The sequence below is a fragment of the Aquabacterium sp. CECT 9606 genome, assembly GCF_918741295.1.
GTDB lineage: Bacteria > Pseudomonadota > Gammaproteobacteria > Burkholderiales > Burkholderiaceae_C > Aquabacterium.
Genome location: NZ_CAKKNB010000002.1, coordinates 1007121 through 1032930, shown reverse-complemented (window position 1 = coordinate 1032930; position 25810 = coordinate 1007121). Strand labels below are relative to the sequence as shown.

Genomic DNA, 25810 nt, shown 5'->3' with positions numbered 1-25810 from the left:
AACTGTCGTCCAGGCGGGCCAAATTCGCCATTTTGTAAAACGCAACTGCCCTACCATCCCGGAACCAGTTGCGGGGCCCGATAGTCGGCCACCCTAGCACAGACCCTCACCTAGGCTCATGGGCTTCACATTCTTTAACCCCCACAACACCGGGCCATCCCGGGCCCATGCCGACCACGCGCGGTTCGTGCAGCGCATCCGTCGCCGTTACACCCCTGAACGCGAAGCGTTTGCCCAGCAGGCGCCCGGCACCCCCACTGAAGACACTATCGGGGCCCTGATCGATCATTTGCTGGCGGGCGGCCGCGCCCTGCCCTCCGCCTTGCGGGTGGCCCGGCAACTCGTGCTCGAGCGCCTGGCCTGCGTCGATGTCGAGCAATCCTGCGCCCTGGCCGATGTCACCATGGCCATGACCGAACTGGCCCAGGTCACGCTGGAGCGTGCTCTCGAAAGCGCCCAGGCCGAATTCGACGCCGTCCACGGCGCGCCCCTGAACGAGCAAGGCCAGCGCATCGACCTGTGGGTCATCGGGATGGGCAAGCTGGGCGGACGTGAACTCAATGTCTCGTCCGACATCGACCTGATCTACGTCTACGAGGACGATGGCCAGACCACCGGCATCGACGATGGCCGGGGTGGCCTGCAAGGGCAGATCAGCGCTCACGAATACTTCGCCAACGTGGCCAAGCGCCTGTTCAGCCTGATCGGCGACACCACCGAAGACGGTTTCGTCTTCCGCGTTGACCTGGCCTTGCGCCCCAACGGCAACTCCGGGCCGCCCGTGGTCAGCCTGGCCATGCTGGAAGAGTACTTCCTGGTGCAAGGTCGCGAATGGGAGCGTTTTGCCTGGCTCAAAAGCCGCATCGTCGCTCCCCGCGCCGCCATGCCCAAGGGCAGCCGGCACGCCCGCTCCCTGGCTCTGCGCGACGTGGTCATTCCCTTCGTCTTCCGCCGTTACCTTGACTACGGGATCTTCGAAGGCCTGCGCCAGTTGCACCGCAAGATCCGCGACGAGGCCAACCGGCGCGCCGCCGGCCGCCCCGAACGCGCCAACGACGTCAAGCTCTCACGCGGCGGCATCCGCGAGATCGAATTCACCGTGCAATTGCTGCAAGTGGTGCGCGGCGGCCAGTTCCCGGAGATCCGCACCCGATCCACCCTCAAGGCCCTCAAGCGCCTGGCGGCACGCGGCCTGATCTCGGACATCACCGCCGACAAGCTCGCGCAGGCCTACACCTTCCTGCGCCAGGTCGAGCACCGCATCCAATACCTGGACGACCAGCAAACCCACCTGCTGCCCACCGACGACGCCGACCTGGCCTGGATCGCCGCCAGCCTGGGCCTGGGCAAACCCAGCGAAGACAAGCCTGACTGCAACAGCGGCACCTGCCAGTTGCTCGACATCCTGTGCAATGTGCGCGAGTTGGTCGCCACCGAGTTCGACGCCTTGCTGCACGAAGGCAATGCCCCCAGCAGCAAACCCGGTGGATGCCGATCCTGCGGGGGCCCGCCCCTGCCGGTCGACAGCGAAGAATTCATTGCCAAACTGCCCGAGCCCATCGCGGCGCATGTGCGCACCTTTGCCGCGCAAGCGCGCGTCAACCTGCTCAGCGACACCGCCAAACTGCGCTTGGCCAAACTCATTGGCCGGGCCACCCTGCTGGCCTACACCAGCGAAGACTGCACCGAAGCCACCCCGCAAGACTGCCTTGGCCAGGACGCCGTGCTGCGCTTCATCGACTGGCTGAACCCCTTGCTGCGCCGTGACAGCTACCTGTCCCTGCTGGCCGAACGGCCCGAAGTGCTCAAGCGTCTGCTGCGTCTTCTGGGCTTGGCCAAATGGTCCATGCGCTACCTCATGCTCCACCCCGGCGTGATCGACGAGCTCGCCGACCCGCGGCTGATGGAAGGCCGCTTCGACCCCATCGCCTACCAGCAAGACCTGCAAGACCGCCACCGCGGTTGGGAGCGCGCCGGCCAGGCCGACGAAGAATCCCTGCTCGACACCTTGCGCCGCGCCCACCACGCCGAGATCTTCCGCACCCTGGTGCGCGACGTTGAAAAGCTGCTGACCGTCGAGCAAGTCGCCGATGACCTCTCCGCCCTGGCCGACGCCACGCTTGACATCACCTTGAAGTGGGCCTGGGGCCACCTGCAGCAACGCCCGCCCAAACAGGCGCGCTACGCCGTCGGGCGTGAACCGCATTTCGCCGTCATCGCCTACGGCAAATTGGGCGGCAAAGAGCTGGGCTATGGCAGCGACCTTGATGTCGTCTTTCTCTTCGATGACAGCCAGGACCGCCCGCCCGCTGACGCCGACCCTGACACCCCCGACCCCATCGACGCCTACCTGGTCTTTGCACGCAAGGTCATCAACTGGCTGACCCTGCGCACCTCCGCTGGCGAGCTGTTCGACATCGACACCGCCTTGCGACCCAATGGCAATGCCGGCCTGCTGGTCACCTCCTTCCACTCCTTCGACGACTACCAGCGCCAGCGTGGGAGCAACACCGCCTGGACCTGGGAGCACCAGGCCCTGAGCCGCGCGCGCTGGTGCGCCGGCGACCCTGCCCTCGCCCCGCGTTTCGAGACCACCCGCCGGGCCATCCTCTCCACGGTGCGTGACACCCAAGCCCTCAGCGACGAGGTACTGGCCATGCGTGAACGCCTGCGCGCCGCCCACGCCTGCCCGCCCGACAAGTTCGACGTCAAGCACAGTGCCGGCGGCATGATCGATGTCGAATTTGCCGTGCAGTACCTTGTGCTCGCCCACAGCCACGCCCACCCCGGCTTGCAGGACAACGTCGGCAACATCGCCCTGCTCCTGCGGGCCGAGCAGGCTGGCCTGTTGCCCGCGGGCATTGGCCATCAGGCAGGCCAGGCCTACCGCGAACTGCGACGGGTCCAGCACAGGGCCCGCCTGGACGAGTCCGCCCTGCAACTGTCCGGCGAGGCGAAGGAAGCGATCGGGCCGCACCGCGACGCGGTCCTGCGCTTGTGGGATGCCGTCTTCACCACACCCATCGCCCACACTTCGACGTGATGCCGCGCCCACTCGGGCCCGTGGCCTGGACAGGCCTCGCCTTGGTGCTTGGCCTGCCCGCGCTGCTGGGTCTGCTGCCCCATCAGCTTCCACCCGACAGCTGGGCATTGCACCCCAGTGCCGGCGTGCGGCAAAACCCCTTGAACTTCCTGACCTGCATCTGGTTGCACGCCAACACGCGACACCTGATGGCCAATCTCGCGGGTTTGACCCTCCTCATCAGCCTGGGCTGGATCCTGAAGTTGGCACCGCAAGCCGCCCTGGCGTGGCTGCTGGCCTGGCCCCTCACGCACCTGGCCTTGCTTCTTGACCCTCGGCTTAGCACCTATTACGGCCTGTCGGGTGTGCTTCACGCCGGGCTGAGCATCATCGCCACCACCCTCATCACCCAAGCCCATGGCCCAAAATGGTCCCGCACCTATGGCTGGCTGCTGCTGGGGGGCATGCTCGCGAAATGCTGGCTGGAAAACCCTGGCTGGCAGGCCCTGCTGCCCCGCCCCGGGCTGGCCATGAACGTCGCACCCATGTCGCATTGGGCCGGAACCTTGGTGGGCGCGGTTATCACCTTGACACTGGCGTTACGCCAAAGTCACCCCTGCTCGAAATCCCGCCCTTGAGACAGCGTTCCAGGAACGTACACTCATTGGCTGAATTTTCGACGTCAGGGAAGTCCCCAGGGAACTTACCGCCTTCGCGGCGGGTCTCTCTGCACGATCGAGTCTCCACACCAATCATTAACTTTTCGTTCAGCCCCTTATGCACACCAACCAGCCTACCTTCGCTCGTCATCGCGCCCTGCAACGTGCAGCCCTGGTCCCCATCGTGGTGGCCACCGCCCTCCTGGTAGCTGGCTGCGGTAAAGACGGCAAAGAACCAGGCAAAGCCACCCAGACGGCCGCCCGCATCAACGGCGAAGAAATCACCGTTCACCAGATCAACATGGTTCTGGAGCGCCAGCAAGGTCTCAAGCCCGAGCAAGCAGAACCCGCCAGCCGTCAAATCCTCGAAAGCCTGATCGACCAGGAACTGGCCCTGCAAAAGGCCACCGAACAAAAGCTGGACCGCGATCCCCAGATCATCCAGATGCTGGACGCCACCCGCCGCAACCTGCTGGCCCGCGCCTACCTTGAAAAGACCGCCGCCGCCAGCGTGGGCGCCCCCTCGGCCGAAGACGTCCGGAAGTACTTTGACGAGCATCCTGCGCTGTTCGCACAACGCCGCATCTACATGCTGCAAGACTTCACCATCCAGGGCGATCCTGAGCAGATCAAGGACATCACGCCCAAGCTGCAAGTCACTGACAGCTCGCAGGCCTTCGTAGAAGTCCTCAAAAACAGTGGCCTGAAGTTCGCCGTGAACCAAGTCACCCAGCCAGCCGAGGCCTTGCCCCTGAACCTGGTGGACCAGTTCGCCAAGCTCTCGGATGGCAAAGGCATGTACCAAGGCATGACGGGTGGGCTCAAGGTCGTGCTGGTCGCGGCCAGCAAGGCTCAGCCCATCAGCCTGGATCAGGCCAAACCCATGATCGAGCGCTTCCTGACCGAATCGCGCCGCCAAGAGTTCATCCAGAAAGAAACCAAGAGCTTGCGCACCGCGGCCAAGATTGAATACCTGGGCAAATTCGCCGAGAAACCAGCTGGCGCGGCTTCTGGGGCAGCGTCTGGCGCTGCCGCCGCTTCCACAGCCACGGCTCCCGCAGTCCCTGCCAGCGCAGCATCGTCGGCCAATGGCATTGACCCAGCCGCCCTCAACAAAGGGCTGTCTGGCCTGAAATAATGTCGGTTTTGGCCTGGGGGAGGCTTTCTTCCAGGCCATTTACCAACCAAAGCCAAATGCACTGTCAGTCCGGCTCTTATCGGGCTGGAAACAGGCTTGATTGGCTACAAAATCGCATAAATGACATGTGCGAAGGTGCGAAGGTGGCATACATTTGTAACCAGGAAGGATCTTCTTCCATGGTCGAAACTGCCGCCAAACAGGTTTAACCAAGAAGCCCTCAAGGTCTGCTCAAGCGCCGCCGATTTCAGGTGGACATTCTCTATGTTATGAGTTCAAGACATGACTTTTGACCAGTTGTTTAGGATTTTGAAGGCGCGCTGGAAACTGGCACTCGCCATCGCAGCATCCATCATTGTGGCCACCTTGCTGGTGAGCCTGATTTATCCGAAGTCATACCAGGCCACCGCCAGCTTGCTGATTGATGCCAAACCCGATCCCGTGTCCATCAATGCTGGTTTGGGTGCCAGCGGCGGCCAGAGCTACCTGGCCACTCAGGTCGATGTGATTGGCAGCGCGGCGGTTGCGCAACGTGTCGCCCGCACCCTCGGCATGGAGAACAACGCTCGCATGAGAGAGCTCTGGCAGAAGGAGACCGATGGCAAGGGGAACATGCAATCGTGGCTGGGCGAGCTGATCTCCCGCGGTTTGAAAATCAAGCCCTCGCGTGAGTCCAACGTCATCGACATCATCTACCAGGATGCGGACCCTGCATTCGCCGCGATCGTGGCCAACACGTTTGCCAAGGCTTACATCGACACCACGGTGGATGTTCGTTTGGCACCCGCTCGCCAATACACGCAGTTTTTCGAAGAACGCGCGGCTTTGGCCCGTCAGAAGCTTGAACGTGCCCAAGAGCAGTTGTCAAAAGCGCAGCGAGAAAAAGGCATTTTGGCGACCGAAGAGCGCCTTGACGTCGAAAATGCCCGCCTCAACGACCTGTCCAGCCAAGTGGTGGCCTTGCGTGGATTGCGCTCGGAAACCAGCAGCCGCGACTCTCAAGCCCGCAGCCGGCCCGAGCAAATCGAAGACGTCCTGAACAGTGGCGTGATCGGCTCCCTCAAGGCCGACCTGGCACGCCAAGAGGCGCGCCTTGAAGAGTTGTCTTCGCGCTTGGGCCAAGCCCACCCCAGCTACATTGAAGCATTGGCGTCGGCCAATGCGCTCAAGAGCAAGATCAACCTCGAAACCTCCCGCAGGACAGCCAGCCTGGGCATCAATAACTCGATGGCCGGCACCCGCGAAGAATCGGCCAAACAGGCTTACGAAGAACAGCGCGCCCGCCTCTTGAAACTCAAGGAGTCGCGCAGTGAACTGGCCGTGCTTGAGCGTGATGTCGAGAGCGCCCAGCGCATCTATGACACGCTTCAGGTCCGCTTGAACCAAGCCAATCTGGAAAGCAATTCAAGCCAGGCAGGCATCACCCTTCTCACACCAGCGACCGAACCGGCCAAGCACTCTTCTCCCAAGATGACGCTGAACATGATCGCCGCCGTGGTGCTCGGCTCCATGCTGGCCATCATTGTCGTGCTCACGATCGAACTGATGGACCGCCGTGTTCGCGGTGCCCAGGACATCACGCAACTGCTCAACATTCCGGTGATCGGCATCTTGCCCATGTCCGACTCATCGACGCCTCGCCTGCGCTCATGGCACAAGAAACCACCTAGCGGCGGCAACAACGCCCTGGCTGTGAATTAACCAAGCTGTATTGCCATGACCGCTTCCACTCATCCGTCGACCCACTCAGCGAACCATCACCAGGATGGTCCCAACACCGATTTCTCGCCCCACACCGAGATCCCCGTGGAGCGGTCCATCGGCGAGATCATCAGCCAGGCGAATAACCTCTCGCCTGAACAGATTGAATCCATCCTCGAATTCCAGCGCAGCAACGGCGTGCGGTTCGGGGAGGCCGCGGTCGCCCTGGGGCTGGCCAACACGGACGACGTGCTGTGGGCTTTGGCCCAACAGTTTCACTATCCCTACTCGCAGACGGGCGGGGCCTTTGACCCGGAAGTGGTTGTCGGCAACCATCCCTTCTCCGAAAAAGCCGAGGCATTCCGCCGCATCCGCAGTCATCTCATCATGAAGATGTACAACGATCCAGCGGCCACCCGCCATGCCTTGGCGATCATGAGCCCGAATTCCGGCGATGGCAAAACCTACTTCGCCGTCAATCTGGCGGTGGCGTTCGCACAGTTGCCTGGCCGCACGCTGCTCATCGATGCGGACATGCGCTCGCCCCGCATCCACAATGTGTTCAAGCTCAGCATCACCGCCGGCTTGTCCTCCATCTTGTCTGGCCGGTCGGCGTCCAAAGTCATCCAGTCCGTCAAAGAAAGCCCCAGCCTGTTCGTGCTGCCAGTTGGCGTGACACCACCCAACCCCCTCGAGTTGCTAGAACGCCCGGCCTTCGGGATGCTGTTGCGCGAACTTAAAACAAAGTTCGACCGCATCATTGTCGATACCCCCGCCCATTCGGTCGGTGCGGACGCGGCCGTGCTCAGCGCCCGTTGTGGCGCGGCACTTGTCATCGCCAGAAAAGACAAAAGCTCGGTGGTCGCACTTGAGCAAATGGTGCGGACCGTGGGCATGGGCTCGGCCCAGATCGTGGGCTCGGTGCTGAACGAGTACTGACCCGCCACTGCATGGCGCACTGGGCATGCCTCACAGTTCTCAACTGAGACGTTGGCTGACATGCGCGGCCTTGCTGGGCGTTCCGCTCATTGCAGGCGCCAAAGTCATTCAGGTGGACGCACCAGCCGCGGGCAGTGCGCTGACATTGGACAGCGCCAACAACATGGCCAAAGCCGGGGACACCGTGCGCCTTGCCCGTGGGGGAACATGGCGAGAGACCCTGGAGCTTAAAAGTGGTGTCCGCTATGAAGCAGGCGGAGACCCGGCAAAGCCGCCCCCCATCATCAGCGGCGCCATTCCCATTGGATCCCTCGATTGGCAGCGCATGAATGCCACCGTACCCGGCAGCACGGCAGCGGTATACCGGGCGCATGTCAGCGCGTCGGTTCATGGCATCGGACAAGTCTTCTACCATGATCAAAAGCTGCAACGTGCTCGCTTTCCCAATGTGGGCGAGGGCGATTTCGGCGTAGGAAGCAACAAGTACCTGCGCATCACCAGCGCCGTGGCGGAGGCCGGTGGCAGCAGGCTCACGCTTGAACGAACACTTCCCGCCCAGGCTGATCTGAAAGGTGCGACGGCCTACGCACGTTATGCACCCTGGGCCCTCGGACAGTACGTGGTCACAGAGCACGAACCCGGCAGCCGGCAACTGCAGACCAGACCTTGCGCCGGCATGAGATATTGCCTGGGAGGCGGGGCTGAAATTCCAGCTGGCCACGGTGCCTGGTTTGAGAACAAGCTGTGGATGCTTGACCGCCCAGGCGAGTGGTATTTCGATGCGGAATACGGCTATCTGTACCTGGCCATGCCGGATGGCTCCTCGCCCAGCGGCCAGAACATCGAAGCTGCCGTGCTCGACAACGGCATCCAAGGGCGCGAACTCAAACAGGTGATGGTCACAGGCTTGCGCATTGAACGCACGCTGGGCAACGCTGTTGACCTTGATCGAGTCAGCGGTACGTTGCAGTTGTCCGACCTGAGCATTGTCAATGCAGGCTGGATGGGCATCTCGGTCACCAACAGCACGCAGCTCACTGGCGCCATAGACCACGCGGAGATCACTCAGAGCGTTCACGCCGGCATCTATCTTGGTGGGGACTCAACACGTGGCATCAATGTCACGCGCTCCGTGATACGCCAGGCTGGTCGAGGTTACTTTGCACCCAGCGCCATTTTGCTGGGTCTGGACAGCCAGGCCATCAACAACGCGGTGATCGAATCCTCTGCCATCGGCATACAAGCCTGGGCCAATACATCGGGCGCCGAAAGGGCGCCCATCAGTGGCAACCACGTGAAATCCAGCTGCCTGGAATTTGACGACTGCGGCGGCATCTATGCCATCGGACGAATCGCCTCCCAGCTGCCAGGCCATCCCTTGAACCTGCTCATTCAGAACAACATCGTGGTGGGCGCGCCAGACGACCGCATGGCCCGCCTGGATGGTTTGCCACCTGGCGCTCGCCCGCAGACAAAAGGCATTTACCTGGATGACTTCGCGGGCAGCTCCGAAGTGCGGCGCAACTTGGTCAAAGGCCACGACTTCGGCATCATGCTTCACCATTCCCGAGACATCGTGGTGGCCGACAACGCCGTGGTGGAGAGCACCCAGCAAGCGCTGTGGCTGCAAGAGGACCGCCTGCCCAGTCCCTTGCCCTGCGCTGGGCTCAAAAATTGTTCAGCCGATGGGTACATGGCCAACAATGTCATCACAGGCAACATCCTGGCCACCGCGCAAGGTGGCTTCATTGTCAACTTGGACAGCGACTACCGTGATGTCGATCAGATGGGCAGGTTCAGCGACAACCGCTACATCCTCAACCGCACCCCATGGTCCGCAGGCAGGGGCCCGTTCAGCAAAGCTTCGCCCAAACTGCGCCAAACCTCACTCAAGTCCTGGCTGGCCAAGACGGGCAAGCGCGATTCTGTGGTGGCTTCATTGGCCTCCGGTGCGGCACGCCCGGTTCCATCGAGAAACTTGCTCATGGGCCCCGACAGCCTTCTGCCCGATGCCAAAGCCTGGACTTCATACCTCGGCAAGGTCACCCACGAGAACATGAAAGGCGGCCTCGGCTACCGCGTGCTCGCGGATGCCGCTGAAGGTGCCCCGGTGGTTGACTCAGAAGGTCGACGCTCGTACATCGTGTACACGGCACGCAATTTCAGCCTGCAGCGGGGTCGTCAGTATCTTGTGGCCTTTGACGCCGCCTCCACGCAAGCCGGTGACCGCCTTTGGTTGACCATGCGGGACAACGCGCGCCAATATGCCCAGTCGTCCACAGGCGGGTCCGCGGTGCTTCAAACGCGCCCGCAAAGGCTCCATTGGGTGCTCACGGCCTGGGCAGATGTTCGGGGCACCGCCCGGCTCGACCTTGACCTGCAAAGCGGAGGCACGGTATCGATCTCGGGGGTTCGAATTCAGGAAATCTCGACCACGCCCGTTCAAAATCCCCTGCTGACTTTGTACAACGCTGGCCCCAGCAGCGAAACCTACCGTTGTCCGCTCACCTCCGAGGTGCTCTGCGCTCGGTTCAGCGATGCTGCTACAGGCAAGCCGGCATCATTTCCAATCACCCTGGCGCCAGGCACCTTCCGCATCCTCGTGCGGCAAGATACTGACTTCAAGGACACCGACCAAGACGGCGTGCCCGACATGCTGGACGCCTGCCCTGCCACAGACACTGATGACAGCGCAGACGAAAACGGCTGCTCCCTCGATCAGGATCAAGGCAGCCCGGCGCGAATCCCCGCCACCAAACCTTTGGCGGCGTTCTCGAACGAATAAGGCTTGACCGCCTCCCGGCATTGGCGGCTCATCTGGCCCCATTGCGCCTCGTTTGTCAGCATGCGCTCAGCACACACAGCCCAGCTGGCCACGTCCATGTCGAGGACATGGCCCGTTTCGTTATCCCGCACCAACTCATGGGCGACCCCTGCCTGGGGCGAAACAATCACGGGCACGCCCGAGGCACAGGCTTCGTTGGCCACCACGCCCCACGCATCACTGGAGGTGGGGAACAAGCTGACCTTGGCGCGGAGGTAATGCCCCGGGAGCTCCGCCTGGCGGGCAAAGCCGGGGAACTCGACCGCCACCAAATCGGAGAAATTGGCAGCACGTTCACGCAGGACCTCATCCAACGGGCCCGAGCCCACCATGAGCATGGAGACCCGGCGCTTCAGTCGGCGGGCCAATTCAGCCGCCACATCCAAGGCAAACAGCGGGTGTTTTTCGGGCACAAAGCGGCCGCAGAAAATCAGGTCCACATCACGGGTGCGTTCTGGCTGCGACATGAACAGGTCGTTGTCGGCGCAGAGGTGTGATGTGTGCATCTGCGTGGGGGACACGCCATAGCTGGCATACAGGGCCATGGTCTGCTTGCTTGGCCCGATGAAAATCGATATCCGGGGGTACAGAAAGCGCCGCACCATCCGGTGAGCCCAAGACAGACGCCCTTCCGTGAACACCGTTCCATCAATGAACAGCGCCAAACGAAGCTTGCGCTTCAGCGCGTACAAACAAGCCAACACATAGGTGGGGTTGAAGCCATTGACCATCACCAATTCGGGTTTGAACTCGCGCAAAAAGGTGATCACGTCAAAGTTCAAATGGATGAACTTGCCACCGATGCCGATGTAACGTTCCTTGAGGTAGTGTTGCTTGAAGCGGATCTGGCTCAAGTCCCAGGCCCGATCCGGCTCGCGCATGGTGCTGAACACAAACACCACCTCCAGATCATCCTCGTCTGCCACAGCATTGAAGATGGGGATTCGGTAGGGAGGAGGGTTATTGGTGATGATGGCGATGCGGCGTTTTGTCGTGTGCATTCCCAAGTCTCAGTTCATACCGGCTGGCCATCCAGACGACCAGGAGGGCCACCAGATTACCCACCGCCACGGCATAGATGGTGGTTTCAATGAAGGCCAGGGTCAGCACCATTTGCACGGCATAGGCCCCGCCAGATATCCACAACCATCTGTTTTGAATTTGTCGGCAAACAAAAACTCTCTCGTGCACAAAGTTGTGCGACAGCACCAAGGCAGATGCAGCATTGAGCAGCAGGAGTAAAAACAGGCGCTCCAGTTCGAGTTTGTACAACCACGCCAAGACGGGGCTGGCCGCCAACACCGCCACACAGCATGCCAGTGTGACGCGCAGACATCGGCGCAGCTCCTGGCGCACGATGGCGGGATCGATGTCACCGCCGGGCTTGGACTGTGCCTGCAACAAGCGGTGCATGATCGCGCCCCCCCAGCTGTTGGCCGGCAGCAGCATGACCACGCTCCACTGCAGGCCAACCGTGATGAAGCCCAAGCCCACAGGCCCATGCGCATGCATCACGAGGTACATGAAGCAAACCCAGTTCGTCAGACTGTTGAGTACATTGGCGCCAATCTCTGGCACCGCTCTGCCAAGGTAAGGCCACAGGTTAATGTGCTCCGGAGAGAGGGGGGCCTCGGCCAGGGCTTGTTTGCTCAGAACGGGCTTTCTCGTGGTGCGCCACCAAACCACCAATGCGGGCACGATGCCCACCAGTGCCGTGACCAGCAAGGCCCCCAAAAAACCATGCGCGGCCATGATGGCCATCGTGGTCAACAACCCGAGGGCGGTCATGGCAATGGTCGGGATCGTCATCAACTGGGGACGTCCATCGCCAGAGCAAACGCCCTGAGCAGTTTGCGTCAGAAACTGCCCCACCACCAAGGCAAGCAGCAAGGGGACCATGGCGATCAGCCCAAAGGAGGAGGATGCATCCTTGCCCATGCCCCCGCCAAAAGCCAACCACAAGGCCAAACCCCCACTGACGGCCACGCACAGCAACAAAGGCATGCGCGCCGCCCGCCATGCGCTGCGCAATCGATCAGGGCCTCGCCCATGGGCGGTTGCCTGGGTCACGGCATTGGCCAGCGCGACCGACAAGGGCGTTGAGGTGCTGCTGGCCGTGATCAACAGGAATGAATAGCTGCCCAGTGACTGCAAACCACTCCAGCGCGCCAACAACAGCGACACAAAGAAGCCGTATCCCCGCAAAGCCAAGGCTGCAAAAAACAACCAAAATGCAGGTGATCGCAAAGTGATCTGCAACCGCTCAACCCGCGTCACAAATCACCCTTCAGCGAAGCGTTGAGTTTTCAACAGCAATGGCTTTTTGTTCCAGCGCACACGCTCCAGATAGGCCGCCGTGGCCACGCAAATGCCAAAGGCCATCGTGGCTGGCGCGGCCGTGCCTGTGAAGGATTTTTCAGCGAACGAGTGCACCAATAAAAATCCAAGGCACTGCATGCCGCAGATGGTCAAGGCCCTGTCGCGTCCCTGGTCACCGACCACCGCTTGGCGCCCAGAGAAATAACGCACAAAAATGTACAGGCAGTAAAAGAAAGCAAGGAACAGCGGCACCGTGCCCACCAGACCAACACTGATCATGCTTTCCAGAACACCGTTGTGGGCCGTGGCGGCAGAGTTACCCCACATGTCTTCCCAGGTTCGCGGGATCTCGATCCGAACGCTGCCCAGGCCATAGCCAATCCAAGGACTGTCGTGGATCAAACGCACACAGGCCTTCCAGATTTCGTCTCGCCCGGTCAAGGACGACAACTCCGACACACCGCCACCGCGGGAAAACAGTTCAGCAGCCGTGGTCATGATCGCATTCATCACGCTGGGGTAGAGCATCATGAAGCCAAAGCAGGCCGCCAAAAACGCGGTCAGCAGCACACCCATGGAACCGTAGGTCATCACAACCCACACCGAAGTCACGCTCACCAAAAAAGCAATGATGCTGGTGCGGCTGTTGGTCAGCAGCAGCAAGACGCCCAGCATAGCGCATGCAAGGCCATGAATCCACCGCCACTCACGCTGGCTTTGGTGCTTCCACACCAACATGCCGGAGATCAAGCCGATGGCCATCACGGGCCCCAGACTGTTGGCCGAACCAGTCAGGCCACGCAATCGGAACGAGCCCGCCATGGTCATGTCCTGCGCCTGGAGAGGCGAAATGGCCAACACCACCAAGGAACCGACGGCCATGACCACCGACGCGATGTACAAGGTCCGCCAAAGGCGGAACAAATCCTCGTGCTCGCGAGTGGCGTAGTCAGCGGCCATGAACGCGATGGCCACCAGGGCCACGCCCGAACCAATGCCCAATATCACGGCACTTGAGTAATAAGACGACAGCAAGCCATAAGCCGCGTACATGAAGAAAAGGACGACGACCGGTCGCACAAGCAGGTGTTTGGCCCCGGTGAAAATGCCGTAAATCAAGAGGCACAACGAGAACAGGCCTTTGACCACGGACTGAAGATCGGCGCCCCCCCCCGCCACCAAGCCTTCTCGAAACGTCGCGTCAAATGAAAAGTAAAGCAACCCGACCAGAAAGAGCCCTGCCGCGCGCGACGGATTCACCAAATAAGAAATGCCGGACAGGAAAACCAGCAAGGTGCTCAATAACAGGAGGGGGCCATGCAATAAAAACATGCCCTCGCCACTGAACACCATGAAAAGGGCGAACAGGAACATCGCAATCGACGTGACAAAAATCACCGCCAGAAAGCGCTGGGAACCGGTCGCCAGAGCCCCTGGGTTGCCGATGGCTGCCCACTGATCGTTCAGCCTCAAGGCCTGTTCCCTCGACGAATCACCAGAAATGACTTTGTCATCCACAAGAACTTCTCAGCCTTGATGTCACAGCCTTTGAAAAGGGTGTGCACCTCAGACGCCGTCAACAAGCGAATGTTCTTGATGCAATCATCGATTTCCTGCTGCGCAGGTTTCGTCACCCAGCCCCAGACAGACAGCCAACGAACAAGCCTGCGTTGAATGCGGAAAGGCAGCCAATGGATGAAAGGCGCAATCAAATGAGGCTCTACAGGAAACCACTTGTTGGGCGTTTGCAGGTAGATGTCTCGCCCACAACGCAGCAACTCCCGGGCAAACTTTTGCTGCTCTGGCCAGCCACCAACGTGCTCGATCACCGAGTTTGAAAAAGCCAGGTCGAAGCTGCGATCAGCAAAGGGCAACTCGCACCCATTGGCGCAAGAAAATTTGTAGCCAGCCGCCACAACGGCGGTCTGGTGTGCCGTGTCCAGGTTAACGATGGTGATGTCCTTTGTCGTCACAGACATGTCCTTCCACCAGTTCGATGTTCCACCGACATCCAGCACGGTCGCGTGCTGGTTCAGATTCGGAAACAAGGACCGGATGGCCTGCATGCGCGCAGGCCTGAAACGCAACATGAAAAAACGATAGATCTTGTGAATATCCACCCAGATATCCTCTCAGGAACCGGAAAAAAGATTGCCGTAAAGCATGAAGCCTGCGATGTCCATCATCACTCGTGATAGTCATAGGCTTGGTAGCCGGCTTGCTTGACCAAACTGTCGCGCTTGGCCGCGGTGTAATCGCTCAAGACCATTTCAGCCACCAGTTGCTGCAAGGTGATCACCGGCGTCCAACCCAATTTGGTCTTGGCCTTGGTTGGATCGCCCAGCAGGGTTTCAACTTCGGTCGGACGGTAATAGCGAGGATCAACACGCACCACCACATCACCGACCTTGCATTGGGCCAGCATTTCACCGTTGACCGGCTCCACAGCCACCACTTTGCCCACCTCTTGCTCGGCATCGCCTTCAAAGGCCAGCGTGATGCCCAGCTCCTTGGCCGAGAACTCCACAAACTGGCGCACGCTGTACTGCACGCCAGTGGCGATGACGAAGTCCTCGGCCACCTCCTGCTGCAGCATCAGCCATTGCATCTCGACATAGTCGCGCGCGTGGCCCCAATCGCGCAGCGCGCTCATGTTGCCCAGGAACAGGCACTCTTGCAGGCCCAGCGCGATGCGGCTGATGGCGCGCGTGATCTTGCGCGTCACGAACGTCTCGCCACGCACCGGGCTTTCATGGTTGAACAGCACGCCATTGCAGGCGTACATGCCGTAAGCCTCGCGGTAGTTCACCGTGATCCAGTAGGCATACAACTTGGCCACCGCGTAAGGGCTGCGGGGGTAGAAAGGCGTGGTTTCCTTTTGCGGAATCTCTTGCACCAGGCCATACAGCTCGGAGGTCGAGGCCTGGTAAAAGCGCGTTTTCTTTTCCAGCCCCAGGATGCGGATGGCCTCCAGCAGGCGCAGTGCCCCGATGCCATCGGCATTGGCCGTGTACTCGGGCTCTTCAAAGCTCACGGCCACATGCGACTGCGCGGCCAGGTTGTAAACCTCGTCGGGCTGCACCTTTTGCATGATGCGCACCAGGCTGGTGGAATCGGTCAGGTCGCCGTAGTGCAGGATAAAGTTGCGGTTGTCAACATGCGGATCCTGGTACAGGTGATCGATGCGGTCGGTGTTGAACAGGCTGGAGCGGCGCTTGATGCCGTGCACCTCGTAGCCCTTCTTCAACAAGAACTCAGCCAGATAAGAACCGTCCTGCCCTGTCACCCCGGTGATCAACGCTATTTTTTTTGTCATGTCAGACACCATCAAGAACCAAAAAAACGAGGCCTGAAGCCCGAAGGCATGGCCTTTTCCAGATCTGCGATGAACTGGTCATGCAGACGGTAATCAGGCCTGCCCGCCAACGCGGCAGAAGGATCGGCCAGCGACGAAATGCGCATCAGCATCCCATCAACAATGTAGCCCTGCAGGCCGTAGCGCAATTGCTGCAACTTGCGGTCAAGGCCGGGCGTCGATGCGGTTTCATTGAGCGTCACCCAATAAGTGATGGGCTCAATGCGACGATCAGCCTGGGCCTCCAACCGCACGACATTCAAGGCATGGGCCGGCAATGCCACCGGCTCCTTGCCAAAACCCTTGATTGTGAACCCTTGCGCCACATAACAAAACTCCGGCCGGTGGGCGGCGGTTGATTCCGAGTTCTGGTTGCGGCCATAAGCAATCGACAGCATGACCCGTTGCCCCTGCGCATTGACGTAAGTGCGGTTCAGCGTTTCCGAATACAGCGTGTCCAACTGGTTTTGCACTGTGGGATCGGGTAACACAGGTGTCATGCTGGGATCGATCTTCCACCCACCAAAAGACTCTGGCACCACCTTGTTCAGCACGATGGCCGGCTTCTCGTCGGCGATCATCCTGGTGGGCTTCAGCCAGACCGCAGCGCCAGCACCAGCCAGCATCAAGGCCCCGGCCAGCAAAACCGCCAAGGGCACGCGCCGAGACACCTCGGCTTGCTTGCTCATCGCATCAGCGGCCATCGCGCGCACCTCCCAAGTCGTCAAAACGGGCCGCCAGCAGCCGGTCCAGACCATAGGTCAACACCAGCGCCACAGAGAACAGCACCAAGCCTGCGAATTCGTGCGCAAAGCCTTGCCCCACCTCATCGCCCAGGTAATAGGTGATCAGCACAAGGATGATCACGCGGGTCACATTGGCAACGAAGGAGATGGGGACGATGCCAATGGCCAGGATCACATTCCGGGTCTTGGACTTGTAGTTCATGATGTTCATGTACAGCAAACCCAGGGATTCGAGCGTGAACAATGAGTTCAGTCCGGAGCACGCATCGGCCACCAGCAATTGATAAGGTCCGATCATCAAAGTGACGCCAGTGCGCCCAATCGGGTAGCCCGCCCAGTACAGAATCTGTTCGGCCACCATGGACACGGCGCTTTTAAGCGGCAAAGTCAACGCCTGCACAAAGGCGCCCGGCAGAGGCACCATGAACAGCAGAAAAAAAATCGGAAACCACGCCCGTCGAACCGCTGCCACACCTTGGATCAAAAGCAGGCTGGCAACCAGCACCAGTATGAGAGAGCTTGCCTCGAACTCAATGACCCGCTGAGAGCGACCCACCACGTACATCAGCAGCGCAACCGCCAAGAGCAAAAAACCTGGCACCACTGCCGGCTTGGCCGGCTGGCGGAACAAGTCTGTGCGCATGCCCCAAAGCAGCCAGGCACAAGCCGCCAGGATCAAAGGGCCGTGCCCCTGCTCATCCGTGGCCCAAGTGGTCTGGGCCAGCGTCATGAATGTGGGGACGTACATGACCGCGAATGCAAGGCAAATCACGGCAAGCGACCACACCGGAAACTTGACAGGCGATGGAGTGCTGGGAAACGCCCCGGAGGTTGGTGCTGATTGAGCCATGAACCGCAGTCAAAAATGCAATGAAGCCACCACCCAGGGCGGCACCGGTGATTGTTACCGATTCACGCAGAAAGTTCGGTCGGATTACCCTGATTGAGCCATGGCAGCCCGATAAATTTCGATCAATTCAGCACAATTGCGCTCGGGTGTATAGCGCGCCTCGTATTCTTGACGAGCGGCCTGCCCCATGCGGATCATTTCTTGTGGATGCGACTGGGCCCATTCGATCTTGGCGGCCAGGTCTTCCGCGTCGCCCGGATTGAACAACAGCCCCGTCCGCCCATCGGCCACCAGCTCCGCCATGGACCCCAATCGACTGGCAATCACCGGCGTGCCACTGGCATAAGCCTCCACCAACGTTCGGGGAAAACCTTCGTAACAAACGCTGGGCAACACCAAAAATGCCGCCGAAGCCATGCGAGCCATGATGTCCTGCAAGGGCAAAAAACCAAGGTAACCGGCACCCGCAACCGCCTTAGCCTCCGCTTCAAAAGCACCGCCCCCAATGATCTCGACGCCTGGAGCCGGCATCAGGCGCATGGCAGCCAACATCACAGCAATGCCCTTCTCTTCAGACAATCGCCCCACAAACAGCCCGCCTGATCGACCACCCCATTCAGGCTGAGCAGGCCAAGACACGAAATTGGGCTTGATGCTGATTCGCTCTGCCGGCAGCCCGCCAGCCACAAACTTGTCCTTGCAGAACTGATTCAAGGCGATGTAGCGGGAAACCTTGTTTTGGAAGGTCCCAAGGGCACGGTGAGCCGAAAGCATCACCGCCACCGCCCCCGACTGCACCACAGATCCGCGGTAGCACCGGTGTTGCACAGCGCGCCAAGGCAATTTGCCCAAACAATCCTCGCAAACCTTGCCCTCCCTCAGAAAAATAGCCTGAGGACACATCAAACGAAAATTATGGAGCGTTTGAACCACCGGCACGCCCAAGGAGTTGGCCGCCCAATACACCGACGGCGACACCAGCGGCAGGGTGTTGTGCACATGCATGACATCGGGCCGAAACTTCTCGATCAGAGCCTTGATTTCCCTGGTGGTCTGCGTTGACCACAAGGTTTGGGCCGCCACATTGAGGCGCGACACCTTGTTGACGTCATCGTTGTGCCGCAAATGCAGGGCAACCTCATGCCCATGCTCCCGCAGCAAAGCCACCTCCGACTCAACCACACTGTCTTCGCCACCCCGCTGCTGGTAGGCGTTGTGCACCATCAAGACTCTCATCCACGACCATCCTGCCGCCCGGGTCAACCCCTGCACATTGTCGCCCAGACCCTACCCCCGGAACTTCCCGCATCAAAAGCACTCCATTCACCCACTTAGTGATAAATGCCAGCGCTTTCTGACACGGCTTTTGGCCAGACCACGCGCTAACCCTGAAGTTGCGTCCATGAGCCCTCCTCTAAAATTCATGCCATGTGTCCAAGAAGTGGCGGACATCAACAACAACCCCTGGTGGGCGTCTTATGAGACATCCAGATCCAAATTTCGGTTACCCATCTCTGTCGTTCTTGGAGCGGGAACAGGTGTTGGGCGGCTTGAAACAACAAGCGAAGAAGAAGATCATTCGTAGCGGCGCGTACGTCCTTGACACGTTCATCGACGCAACATCCTGGGATGAAGCCATCAGCCGCATCGCCGATTGGGGCGCTGAGCGCCAATCTCGCTATGTCACATTGTGCAATGTGCACTCGGTGGTCACCGGCAGCCAAACCGCCAAATTCGCGAACGTGATCAATGGCGCCGACATGGCCCTGCCCGACGGCGCCCCCGTCGCCTGGATGATGCGCAAGGAAGGTTTTGCCGAGCAGCAACGCATCAGCGGTCCCGATTTGATGCTGCGTTACCTGGCAGAAGCCGAGCGCCGCGGCCAGTCCGTCTTTTTCTACGGCAGCGTTGACGACACCCTGGCCAAACTGCGTGGCCGACTGATGGCCAAGTTCCCCAAGTTGAAAATCGCTGGCATGGCCTCGCCCCCTTTCCGCAAGCTGACTGAGCAGGAAGACGCCGAATACACCCAAAAGATCAACGCCTCCGGCGCCCATGTGGTGTTTGTGGGCCTGGGCTGCCCCAAGCAAGAGATCTGGATGGCCGAACACCGTGGCGCCATCAAGGCAGTCATGGTGGGCGTCGGTGCCGCGTTTGACTACCACGCCGGCACCCTGCGCCGCGCACCTGCATGGATGCAACAGCGCGGCTTGGAATGGCTCTACCGCTTTGTTTGCGAGCCTCGCCGCCTGGCACGCCGTTACATTGAAACCAACAGCGTGTTCGTGGGCAAGCTCATGGTCCGCTCGGTGTTCGGACGAAATCCCAAGCACCAAAAGGGTTGATCATCCGGCCAGCAATTACGGTTGCTAACAAAAGCCCCGCCCAGTATCGGCGGGGCTTTTTTTTGCCGGATTAAACTGGGACCTGGTCACCCTCGGGGCCCGAGCCCATGGAACCTTTCCGGCAGAACCAGGTCATTTATCACCAATGAATACACAAACATTGGCCCTCCCCATTGACAGCACCACACCCAGCAAGCTTGAGCTGGTGATATTGGCCCTTGGGCTATTGACCATGTACGTACCCACGTACATTGCCCTGGATCAAAACATCTGGAACGTCGTTGGCCAGGGACATGGCCCAGTCATGCTCGCCCTGACCTTGTGGTTGGGCTGGCAACGCTGGCCCACGCTCATGGCCTTGCCCAAACGCCACGCCAGCGTCAGCGGCACGATCTTGCTGGTGCTGGGCATGATGCTTTATGTGGTCGGTCACTCACAAGATCTGCTGTCCTTCGAAACGGCATCGCAAATCCCTTTGTTGGCGGGCCTTTTTCTGCTTTACAAGGGGGGCGCCGGCCTGAAGGTCATGTGGTTTCCTTTGTTCTTCCTGTTTTTTCTGGTTCCCATGCCAGGCTCCATCGTGGACGCCATCACCGCACCGCTCAAAGCAGGCGTATCCTACGTGGCTGAATGGGCGCTTCACGCTGCCGGCTACCCCATTGGCCGCCGGGGTGTCACACTCACCATCGGCCAGTATCAACTCCTGGTGGCCGACGCTTGCGCGGGCATCAATTCCATTTTTGCACTTGAGGCCATCGGGGTGTTCTACCTCAGCGTGGCCAAGCACACCAATCACCTGCGCAATGTGGTGCTGGCCGCGCTGATCATCCCCATTTCGTTCATCTCCAACACCTTGCGCGTGATTGTTCTCGTGCTGGTCACTTACTATTTTGGCGATGAAGCAGGCCAAGGCTTCGTGCACGGATTTGCTGGCATCCTGCTGTTCATGATGGCCACCATCCTGACCATCGGGGTCGATGCCGTTCTGGGCCGATTTTTCAAAGAACCCCCCGCATTACCGCAAGCCGCTCCCCAATGAATCAATCTGCCAAGATCTTTGTAGCCGGACACCGCGGCATGGTGGGCTCTGCCATCGTCCGCCGTTTGCAGGCGGCGGGCCATACCAACATCATCACCCGCAGCCGCAGCGAACTCGACTTGCTCAATCAGCAAGCGGTTCAAACCTTCATGCAGCTTGAAAAGCCCGACTACACCTTCGTGGCGGCGGCCAAGGTGGGCGGCATCCAGGCCAACAACACCTACCGGGCCGATTTCATCTATCAAAACCTGATGATTGAGGCCAATCTCATCCACGCCGCTCATCTGGCCGATGTGCAAAGGATGATGTTCCTGGGCTCCAGTTGCATTTACCCCAAACAGGCGCCGCAACCCCTCAAGGAAGAAAGCTTGCTGACGGGCGAACTCGAACCCACCAACGAGCCCTACGCCATTGCAAAGATCGCCGGCATCAAGCTGTGCGAGAGCTACAACCAGCAATACGGCCGCCAGTACATCAGCGTCATGCCCACGAATTTGTATGGGCTCAATGACAACTACGACCTCAACAACAGCCACGTGCTGCCAGCCCTGATCCGCAAGGCGCACGAGGCCAAGCAGCGTGGCGACCAATGCCTGGTAGTTTGGGGTACCGGCACGCCCATGCGGGAGTTCATGTACGCGGACGACCTGGCCGACGCCTGCTTTTACCTGATGAACCTGGGCTATGACGGCCCCTTGGTCAACATCGGCACCGGCACGGATGTCACCATCCGAGAACTGGCCGAAACCATCGTCAAGGTGGTTGGATTTGAAGGCGACCTCAGTTTCGACACCACCAAGCCAGACGGCACGCCCCGCAAATTGATGGACGTTTCTCGGATGACAGGCCTGGGTTGGCGCGCCAGCACCAGCCTCGAAGATGGCATTCGATTTGCTTACCAAGACTACCTATCCAAGCTTCCATGAAAATCAGCCTACGCACCCTCACCGTGACCAGCGCGCTGTTTCTGGCGGCCCTGTTGGGCACCTTGCTGCGCCCCACCATTGCAGAAGGCCACAAGCGGGCCACGCTGGGTGGGACTGTGCCCAAGCAAATCGGGGAGTGGCGTGAGCTGCCCAATCCCATGGTCCAGGTGGACACCTCGGTTCCCACCACCGAAGGCACCAACCGTGACCAGCCGTACGACGACCTGGTCTCACGCACTTACGTGAATGCCAAGGGCGAGCAGATCATGGTGGCGCTGGCTTATGGCAGCCAGCAGCGCCAAGAAATCAAGATTCACCGCCCGGAGCTTTGCTACCCAGCCCAGGGATGGCAAGTTGACAGCCTCAAACGCACCAACTTCCCGGTTCCCAACGCCCAGGGCACGGTCATTCCAGGCTTTCGCTTGGTGGCCAAGCAGAGCAATGGGCCCGGGTACGAACTGGTCAGCTATTGGATCCGCATTGGCAACAGCTACAGTGACAGCGCCTGGACCACCCGGCTGGCCATCATGAAAGAAGGTTTGCAGGGCCGCATGACCGACGGCGTTCTGGTGCGTGTTTCTCAGCGAAGCAATAAACCACCCGAAAGTGATGACGTTTTCAAACGCCAGGAGCAATTTGCCGCGCAATTGGTCGCAGCCACTGCGCCGGAAGGCAAAATCCTGCTGGTCCGCTGACTTTTCCAACTGGCTTGTTTCCTACATTGAATGAATAACGAAAAGATCGATGTACCAGGGGCGCTCACATGAAGGCCCTGAAAATCGCCATCGTCCACGACTGGTTGGTGAGCTATGCGGGGGCTGAACGGGTCGCCGAGCAATTGCTCATCATGTTTCCCCAAGCGGATCTTTTTTCCGTCGTGGATTTTGTTCCAGAGTCCGAGCGCGGATTTCTGAATGGCCGCACACCCAAAACCACCTTCATTCAAAAGCTGCCCCGGGCCAAGACAAGCTATCGCACTTACCTGCCCTTGATGCCGCTGGCCATTGAGCAGCTCGACTTGTCGGGATACGACCTCATCGTGTCCAGCAGCCATGCCGTGGCCAAAGGTGTGCTCACCGGCCCCGACCAGATTCACGTGAGCTATGTGCATTCCCCCATTCGTTATGCATGGGACATGCAACATCAATACCTGGAAGAGTCCAAGCTGACCAAGGGATTCAAATCCTTTTTGGCAAAGTCCATCCTGCATTACATCCGCATGTGGGACAGCCGAACCGCATCGGGCGTGGACGTTTTTGTGGCCAATTCCGCCTTCATTGGCCGGCGCATCCGCAAGGCGTATCGCCGCGACTCGCAAGTTGTCTTTCCGCCAGTGGACACCGAGGCTTTCACCCCTGCGGCCCAGAAAAAAGAGTTCTACCTGACTGCTTCGCGGTTGGTGCCTTACAAAAAGGTGCCTTTGATTGTTGAAGCATTTTCAAAAATGCCCGACAAACAATTGATCGTGATTGGCGATGGCCCGGAATGGGCGAAGGCCAACGCCGTCAAATCGGCCAATGTCACCTTGCTGGGGTACCAGCCCTTCAAGGTGCTCAAAGAGCACATGCAGCACGCCAAAGGCTTTGTGTTCGCGGCCGAAGAAGACTTCGGCATCACGCCTGTCGAGGCCCAAGCATGCGGCACCCCGGTCATTGCCTTTGGTCGCGGCGGGGCGCTTGAGACCGTCAAGGGGCTGGACACTGACCAGCCCACCGGGGTCTTCTTTGGCGAGCAATCGGTTGAGGCCATCATGGCGGCGGTGCGGTCTTTCGAGCAAAACAGCCACCGCTTCACCGTTCAAGCCTGCCGTGACAACGCAGAGCGCTTTTCCATTGCGCAATTCAGGTCGTCAATGATGAAAGTCATCAATGAGGCCATTTTTGAATTGATGGAGCCCCCCGTGGCCGCGCCGCAGGCTCAGCGCGCAAAGGTTAAATCAGTCATTTAAAATATTATAAAAATGACCGTTTTGGAAGTTAATACCCCCCCTAATCTTCAGCCAAGAGCCGTTGAAAAAGCACCAAGAATAGAATGGGTGGATGCCGCCAAAGGCATTGGCATCATATTGGTGGTCGTCGGGCATGCCATTGTCGGCTTGCGCGATGGCGCTTTGATTTCGCCGGACAGTGTATTAGCAATAGTTCTAAAGTTAATATACTCATTCCACATGCCGCTGTTTTTCTTCCTGTCCGGCATATTTATCGCAAAACGAGTTGCAAGTGGAGCCTGGGCTTTTTCAAAGTCATCAACCATCAAGCTGGGCAAGGCTTACCTCATTTGGCTGCCCGTTCAGATGCTGATGTTAAGCTTGGCAGGCTCCTTGGCAAACAAGCCATTCAATGGCCAGGTTTTCGATTATGTGTCGATACTTTGGGAGCCAAAATATAATTTCTGGTTCATTTATGCATTGCTGCTGATGAACATCATGTCAGCACTGGTTATGCCAAGATTGGGCGCGGGCATCATGATCGCCTCTTGTCTGCTGCTCTACTCATTGGCGCAATGGATGAAGCTGCCTCCAATGTTTTGGGGCATCTGCTGGTTCGCCCCTTATTATGGATTGGGCATCATTTTTGGCCTCCACCCCGTCAAACTCAACATCAACCGCCTGACATTGATCCTGGCGGCTATCTTGCTCACTGCGATATGGCTCTACCTTGCGTATGAAATTCGCCAGCGCGGTATAGCTTTGTGGGCTCTTTCCACCTTTGGTACAGCCATTACCGGCAGCATGGCTACTGTGCTTTGGATTGGCGGTAGCGGAAAAGCGATTTCCAATTTATTTGCATATTTGGGCAGGGAGGCTCTGCCCATCTACCTCATTCATGTCATGTTCGTTGCCGGCACACGCATCGCGTTGCACAAAATCCTGCACGTCGACAATGTATACGCCATCTTGTTTTTTGCCTCTGTGATGGGTATTGCGGGCCCCTTGGTCATCAAAAAAATAGCCGATCGGTTGAAAATATCCAGTCAGATAGGTTTGGCTTAGTCAAAGTAATGCACATGGACACCCCCAGCTTGAATGCCTACATCATCATCGCCACCAAAGGTAGAGCAGCCATCACCTTCGAGCTGCTGACCTGGCTGCAAAGCCAGACTCTGCCAGCCACGCATGTGGTGGTGGTGGGCTCGGAAGCCCGTGACGTCACCGATCTGGACACCCATCCTTCTGTGCTTGCAGGCAAAGCATCGGTTGTCGTGGCCAAGCATGCCGGGTCGTCTCACCAGCGCAATGTTGGCGTCGATGTGGCCAAAAAATTTGGCCTGCTGGGCGAGGCCCCCAGCTTTGCCGTGTTCATGGACGATGATTTCAGGCCAGCCAAGACCTGGCTTGAAGCCGCCCAAAAGAATTTCCAGGCGCAGCCTGATGTGGTGGGCATCACAGGCCATGTGTTGGCGGATGGGGCCCAGGGTACGCCATTGACCACGGATGATGCCCGCGTTTATCTCAGTGGCCGCAAGCCACCGGAGCCCCATTGGGCCAGTGGCGCCACCCAACGCCCGATGGAAAGCCTGTTCGGCTGCAACATGGCTTTCCGGGATACGGCGGTTCGCCAATGCGTGTTCGACGAAGCCCTGCCGCTTTACGGCTGGCAAGAAGATCAGGATTATTCCAGCCAGGCATCGCGGCTGGGGCGCAATATCTATTCACCCGACTGCATCGGCGTGCACTTAGGCAGCAAGTCAGGCCGCACATCCGGCCTGCGGTTTGGTTATTCCCAAATTGCCAACCCGCTGTACCTGATCAAGAAGGGCACGATGTCCCGGCGCAAGGCCTACAAGTTCATTGCCAAACACCTGGCGGCCAACACGGTCAAGAGTCTGCTTCGCCACCCAACGGTCGACTATCCCGGCCGACTGAAGGGCAATGTGCGCGCATTGACTGACCTGGTCCGGGGCCGTTGCGATCCTCGCCGCATCCTCGAATTTGTTTAAGGCAGGGT

General features: G+C 59.3%; 20 protein-coding genes and 1 pseudogene. 13 read left to right on the top strand and 8 right to left on the bottom strand.

The window, feature by feature from the left end:
• Window positions 1–118: 118 nt before the first annotated feature.
• The 6 genes from glnE to LQ232_RS12430 all read left to right on the top strand — a co-directional run bounded on the left by glnE (window position 119) and on the right by LQ232_RS12430 (window position 10244).
• Window positions 119–3043, top strand: a complete 2925-nt coding sequence (glnE, locus tag LQ232_RS12455) for a bifunctional [glutamate--ammonia ligase]-adenylyl-L-tyrosine phosphorylase/[glutamate--ammonia-ligase] adenylyltransferase (protein WP_230180629.1) — start codon at window positions 119–121, stop codon at window positions 3041–3043.
• Window positions 3043–3660: a hypothetical protein gene (locus tag LQ232_RS12450; protein WP_230180628.1), complete on the top strand. Its 618-nt coding sequence runs from the start codon at window positions 3043–3045 to the stop codon at window positions 3658–3660. Before glnE ends, LQ232_RS12450 begins: the two co-directional genes overlap by 1 nt.
• A gap of 139 nt (window positions 3661–3799) precedes the next feature.
• Window positions 3800–4819, top strand: coding sequence for an EpsD family peptidyl-prolyl cis-trans isomerase (locus LQ232_RS12445; RefSeq protein ID WP_230180627.1), 1020 nt, complete (start codon window positions 3800–3802; stop codon window positions 4817–4819).
• Window positions 4820–5101: 282 nt separating this feature from the next.
• Window positions 5102–6520 carry a chain length determinant protein EpsF gene (gene epsF, locus LQ232_RS12440; protein WP_230180626.1) on the top strand — a complete coding sequence of 473 codons (1419 nt, stop codon included), beginning with the start codon at window positions 5102–5104 and terminating at the stop codon, window positions 6518–6520.
• Window positions 6521–6535: 15 nt separating this feature from the next.
• Window positions 6536–7459 (top strand): polysaccharide biosynthesis tyrosine autokinase, encoded by a 924-nt coding sequence (locus LQ232_RS12435; RefSeq protein ID WP_230180625.1) that lies wholly within the window; start codon window positions 6536–6538, stop codon window positions 7457–7459.
• A 25-nt stretch (window positions 7460–7484) separates the two neighbouring features.
• Window positions 7485–10244 (top strand): right-handed parallel beta-helix repeat-containing protein, encoded by a 2760-nt coding sequence (locus LQ232_RS12430; RefSeq protein WP_230180624.1) that lies wholly within the window; start codon window positions 7485–7487, stop codon window positions 10242–10244.
• On the opposite strand, the gene LQ232_RS12425 is transcribed toward LQ232_RS12430, so the two are convergent.
• From LQ232_RS12425 to LQ232_RS12390, 8 genes are all read right to left on the bottom strand, one after another.
• Complete coding sequence (locus LQ232_RS12425; RefSeq protein ID WP_230180623.1) at window positions 10184–11284, bottom strand: glycosyltransferase family 4 protein; 1101 nt, start codon at window positions 11282–11284, stop codon at window positions 10184–10186. The genes LQ232_RS12430 and LQ232_RS12425 overlap by 61 nt on opposite strands.
• The gene (locus LQ232_RS12420) at window positions 11244–12509 is read right to left on the bottom strand and encodes a hypothetical protein (RefSeq protein WP_230180622.1); all 1266 of its coding nucleotides are present in this window, start codon (window positions 12507–12509) and stop codon (window positions 11244–11246) included. The genes LQ232_RS12425 and LQ232_RS12420 overlap by 41 nt, the downstream gene beginning before the upstream one ends.
• Window positions 12510–12563: 54 nt before the next feature.
• Window positions 12564–14075 carry an O-antigen ligase gene (locus tag LQ232_RS12415; RefSeq protein ID WP_230180621.1) on the bottom strand — a complete coding sequence of 504 codons (1512 nt, stop codon included), beginning with the start codon at window positions 14073–14075 and terminating at the stop codon, window positions 12564–12566.
• The gene (locus tag LQ232_RS12410; protein WP_256450045.1) at window positions 14072–14692 is read right to left on the bottom strand and encodes a methyltransferase domain-containing protein; all 621 of its coding nucleotides are present in this window, start codon (window positions 14690–14692) and stop codon (window positions 14072–14074) included. The genes LQ232_RS12415 and LQ232_RS12410 overlap by 4 nt, the downstream gene beginning before the upstream one ends.
• 95 nt (window positions 14693–14787) lie before the next feature.
• Window positions 14788–15918, bottom strand: coding sequence for a GDP-mannose 4,6-dehydratase (gmd, locus tag LQ232_RS12405; protein ID WP_230180619.1), 1131 nt, complete (start codon window positions 15916–15918; stop codon window positions 14788–14790).
• Between the two features lie 11 nt (window positions 15919–15929).
• Window positions 15930–16661 carry an exosortase-associated protein EpsI, B-type gene (gene epsI / locus LQ232_RS12400; RefSeq protein ID WP_230180618.1) on the bottom strand — a complete coding sequence of 244 codons (732 nt, stop codon included), beginning with the start codon at window positions 16659–16661 and terminating at the stop codon, window positions 15930–15932.
• On the bottom strand, window positions 16651–17553 hold the full coding sequence (xrtB, locus tag LQ232_RS12395) for an exosortase B (RefSeq protein ID WP_256450040.1): 903 nt from the start codon (window positions 17551–17553) through the stop codon (window positions 16651–16653). The genes epsI and xrtB (LQ232_RS12395) overlap by 11 nt, the downstream gene beginning before the upstream one ends.
• An 84-nt stretch (window positions 17554–17637) precedes the next feature.
• The gene (locus tag LQ232_RS12390; RefSeq protein WP_230180727.1) at window positions 17638–18777 is read right to left on the bottom strand and encodes a glycosyltransferase; all 1140 of its coding nucleotides are present in this window, start codon (window positions 18775–18777) and stop codon (window positions 17638–17640) included.
• 326 nt (window positions 18778–19103) lie between these two features.
• Between LQ232_RS12390 and LQ232_RS12385 the strand changes: the two genes are divergently transcribed.
• The 7 genes and pseudogenes from LQ232_RS12385 (at window position 19104) to LQ232_RS12355 (ending at window position 25802) form a co-directional block, all read left to right on the top strand.
• A complete protein-coding gene (locus tag LQ232_RS12385) occupies window positions 19104–19898 on the top strand; it encodes a WecB/TagA/CpsF family glycosyltransferase (protein ID WP_230180616.1) in 795 nt (264 codons plus the stop codon).
• Between the two features lie 145 nt (window positions 19899–20043).
• Entirely contained in the window at window positions 20044–20937 is an 894-nt protein-coding gene (gene xrtB, locus LQ232_RS12380) for an exosortase B (protein ID WP_256450039.1), read from the top strand.
• Window positions 20934–21863 carry a GDP-L-fucose synthase gene (locus tag LQ232_RS12375; RefSeq protein ID WP_230180614.1) on the top strand — a complete coding sequence of 310 codons (930 nt, stop codon included), beginning with the start codon at window positions 20934–20936 and terminating at the stop codon, window positions 21861–21863. The genes xrtB (LQ232_RS12380) and LQ232_RS12375 overlap by 4 nt, the downstream gene beginning before the upstream one ends.
• The gene (locus LQ232_RS12370; protein ID WP_230180613.1) at window positions 21860–22558 is read left to right on the top strand and encodes an exosortase C-terminal domain/associated protein EpsI; all 699 of its coding nucleotides are present in this window, start codon (window positions 21860–21862) and stop codon (window positions 22556–22558) included. The genes LQ232_RS12375 and LQ232_RS12370 overlap by 4 nt, the downstream gene beginning before the upstream one ends.
• Window positions 22559–22629: 71 nt before the next feature.
• Window positions 22630–23742 (top strand): annotated as a pseudogene (locus tag LQ232_RS12365) (glycosyltransferase family 4 protein); the annotation flags it as partial.
• 81 nt (window positions 23743–23823) lie between these two features.
• Window positions 23824–24855: an acyltransferase family protein gene (locus tag LQ232_RS12360; protein WP_230180612.1), complete on the top strand. Its 1032-nt coding sequence runs from the start codon at window positions 23824–23826 to the stop codon at window positions 24853–24855.
• Between the two features lie 14 nt (window positions 24856–24869).
• Complete coding sequence (locus LQ232_RS12355) at window positions 24870–25802, top strand: glycosyltransferase family 2 protein (RefSeq protein WP_230180611.1); 933 nt, start codon at window positions 24870–24872, stop codon at window positions 25800–25802.
• Window positions 25803–25810 lie beyond the last annotated feature (8 nt).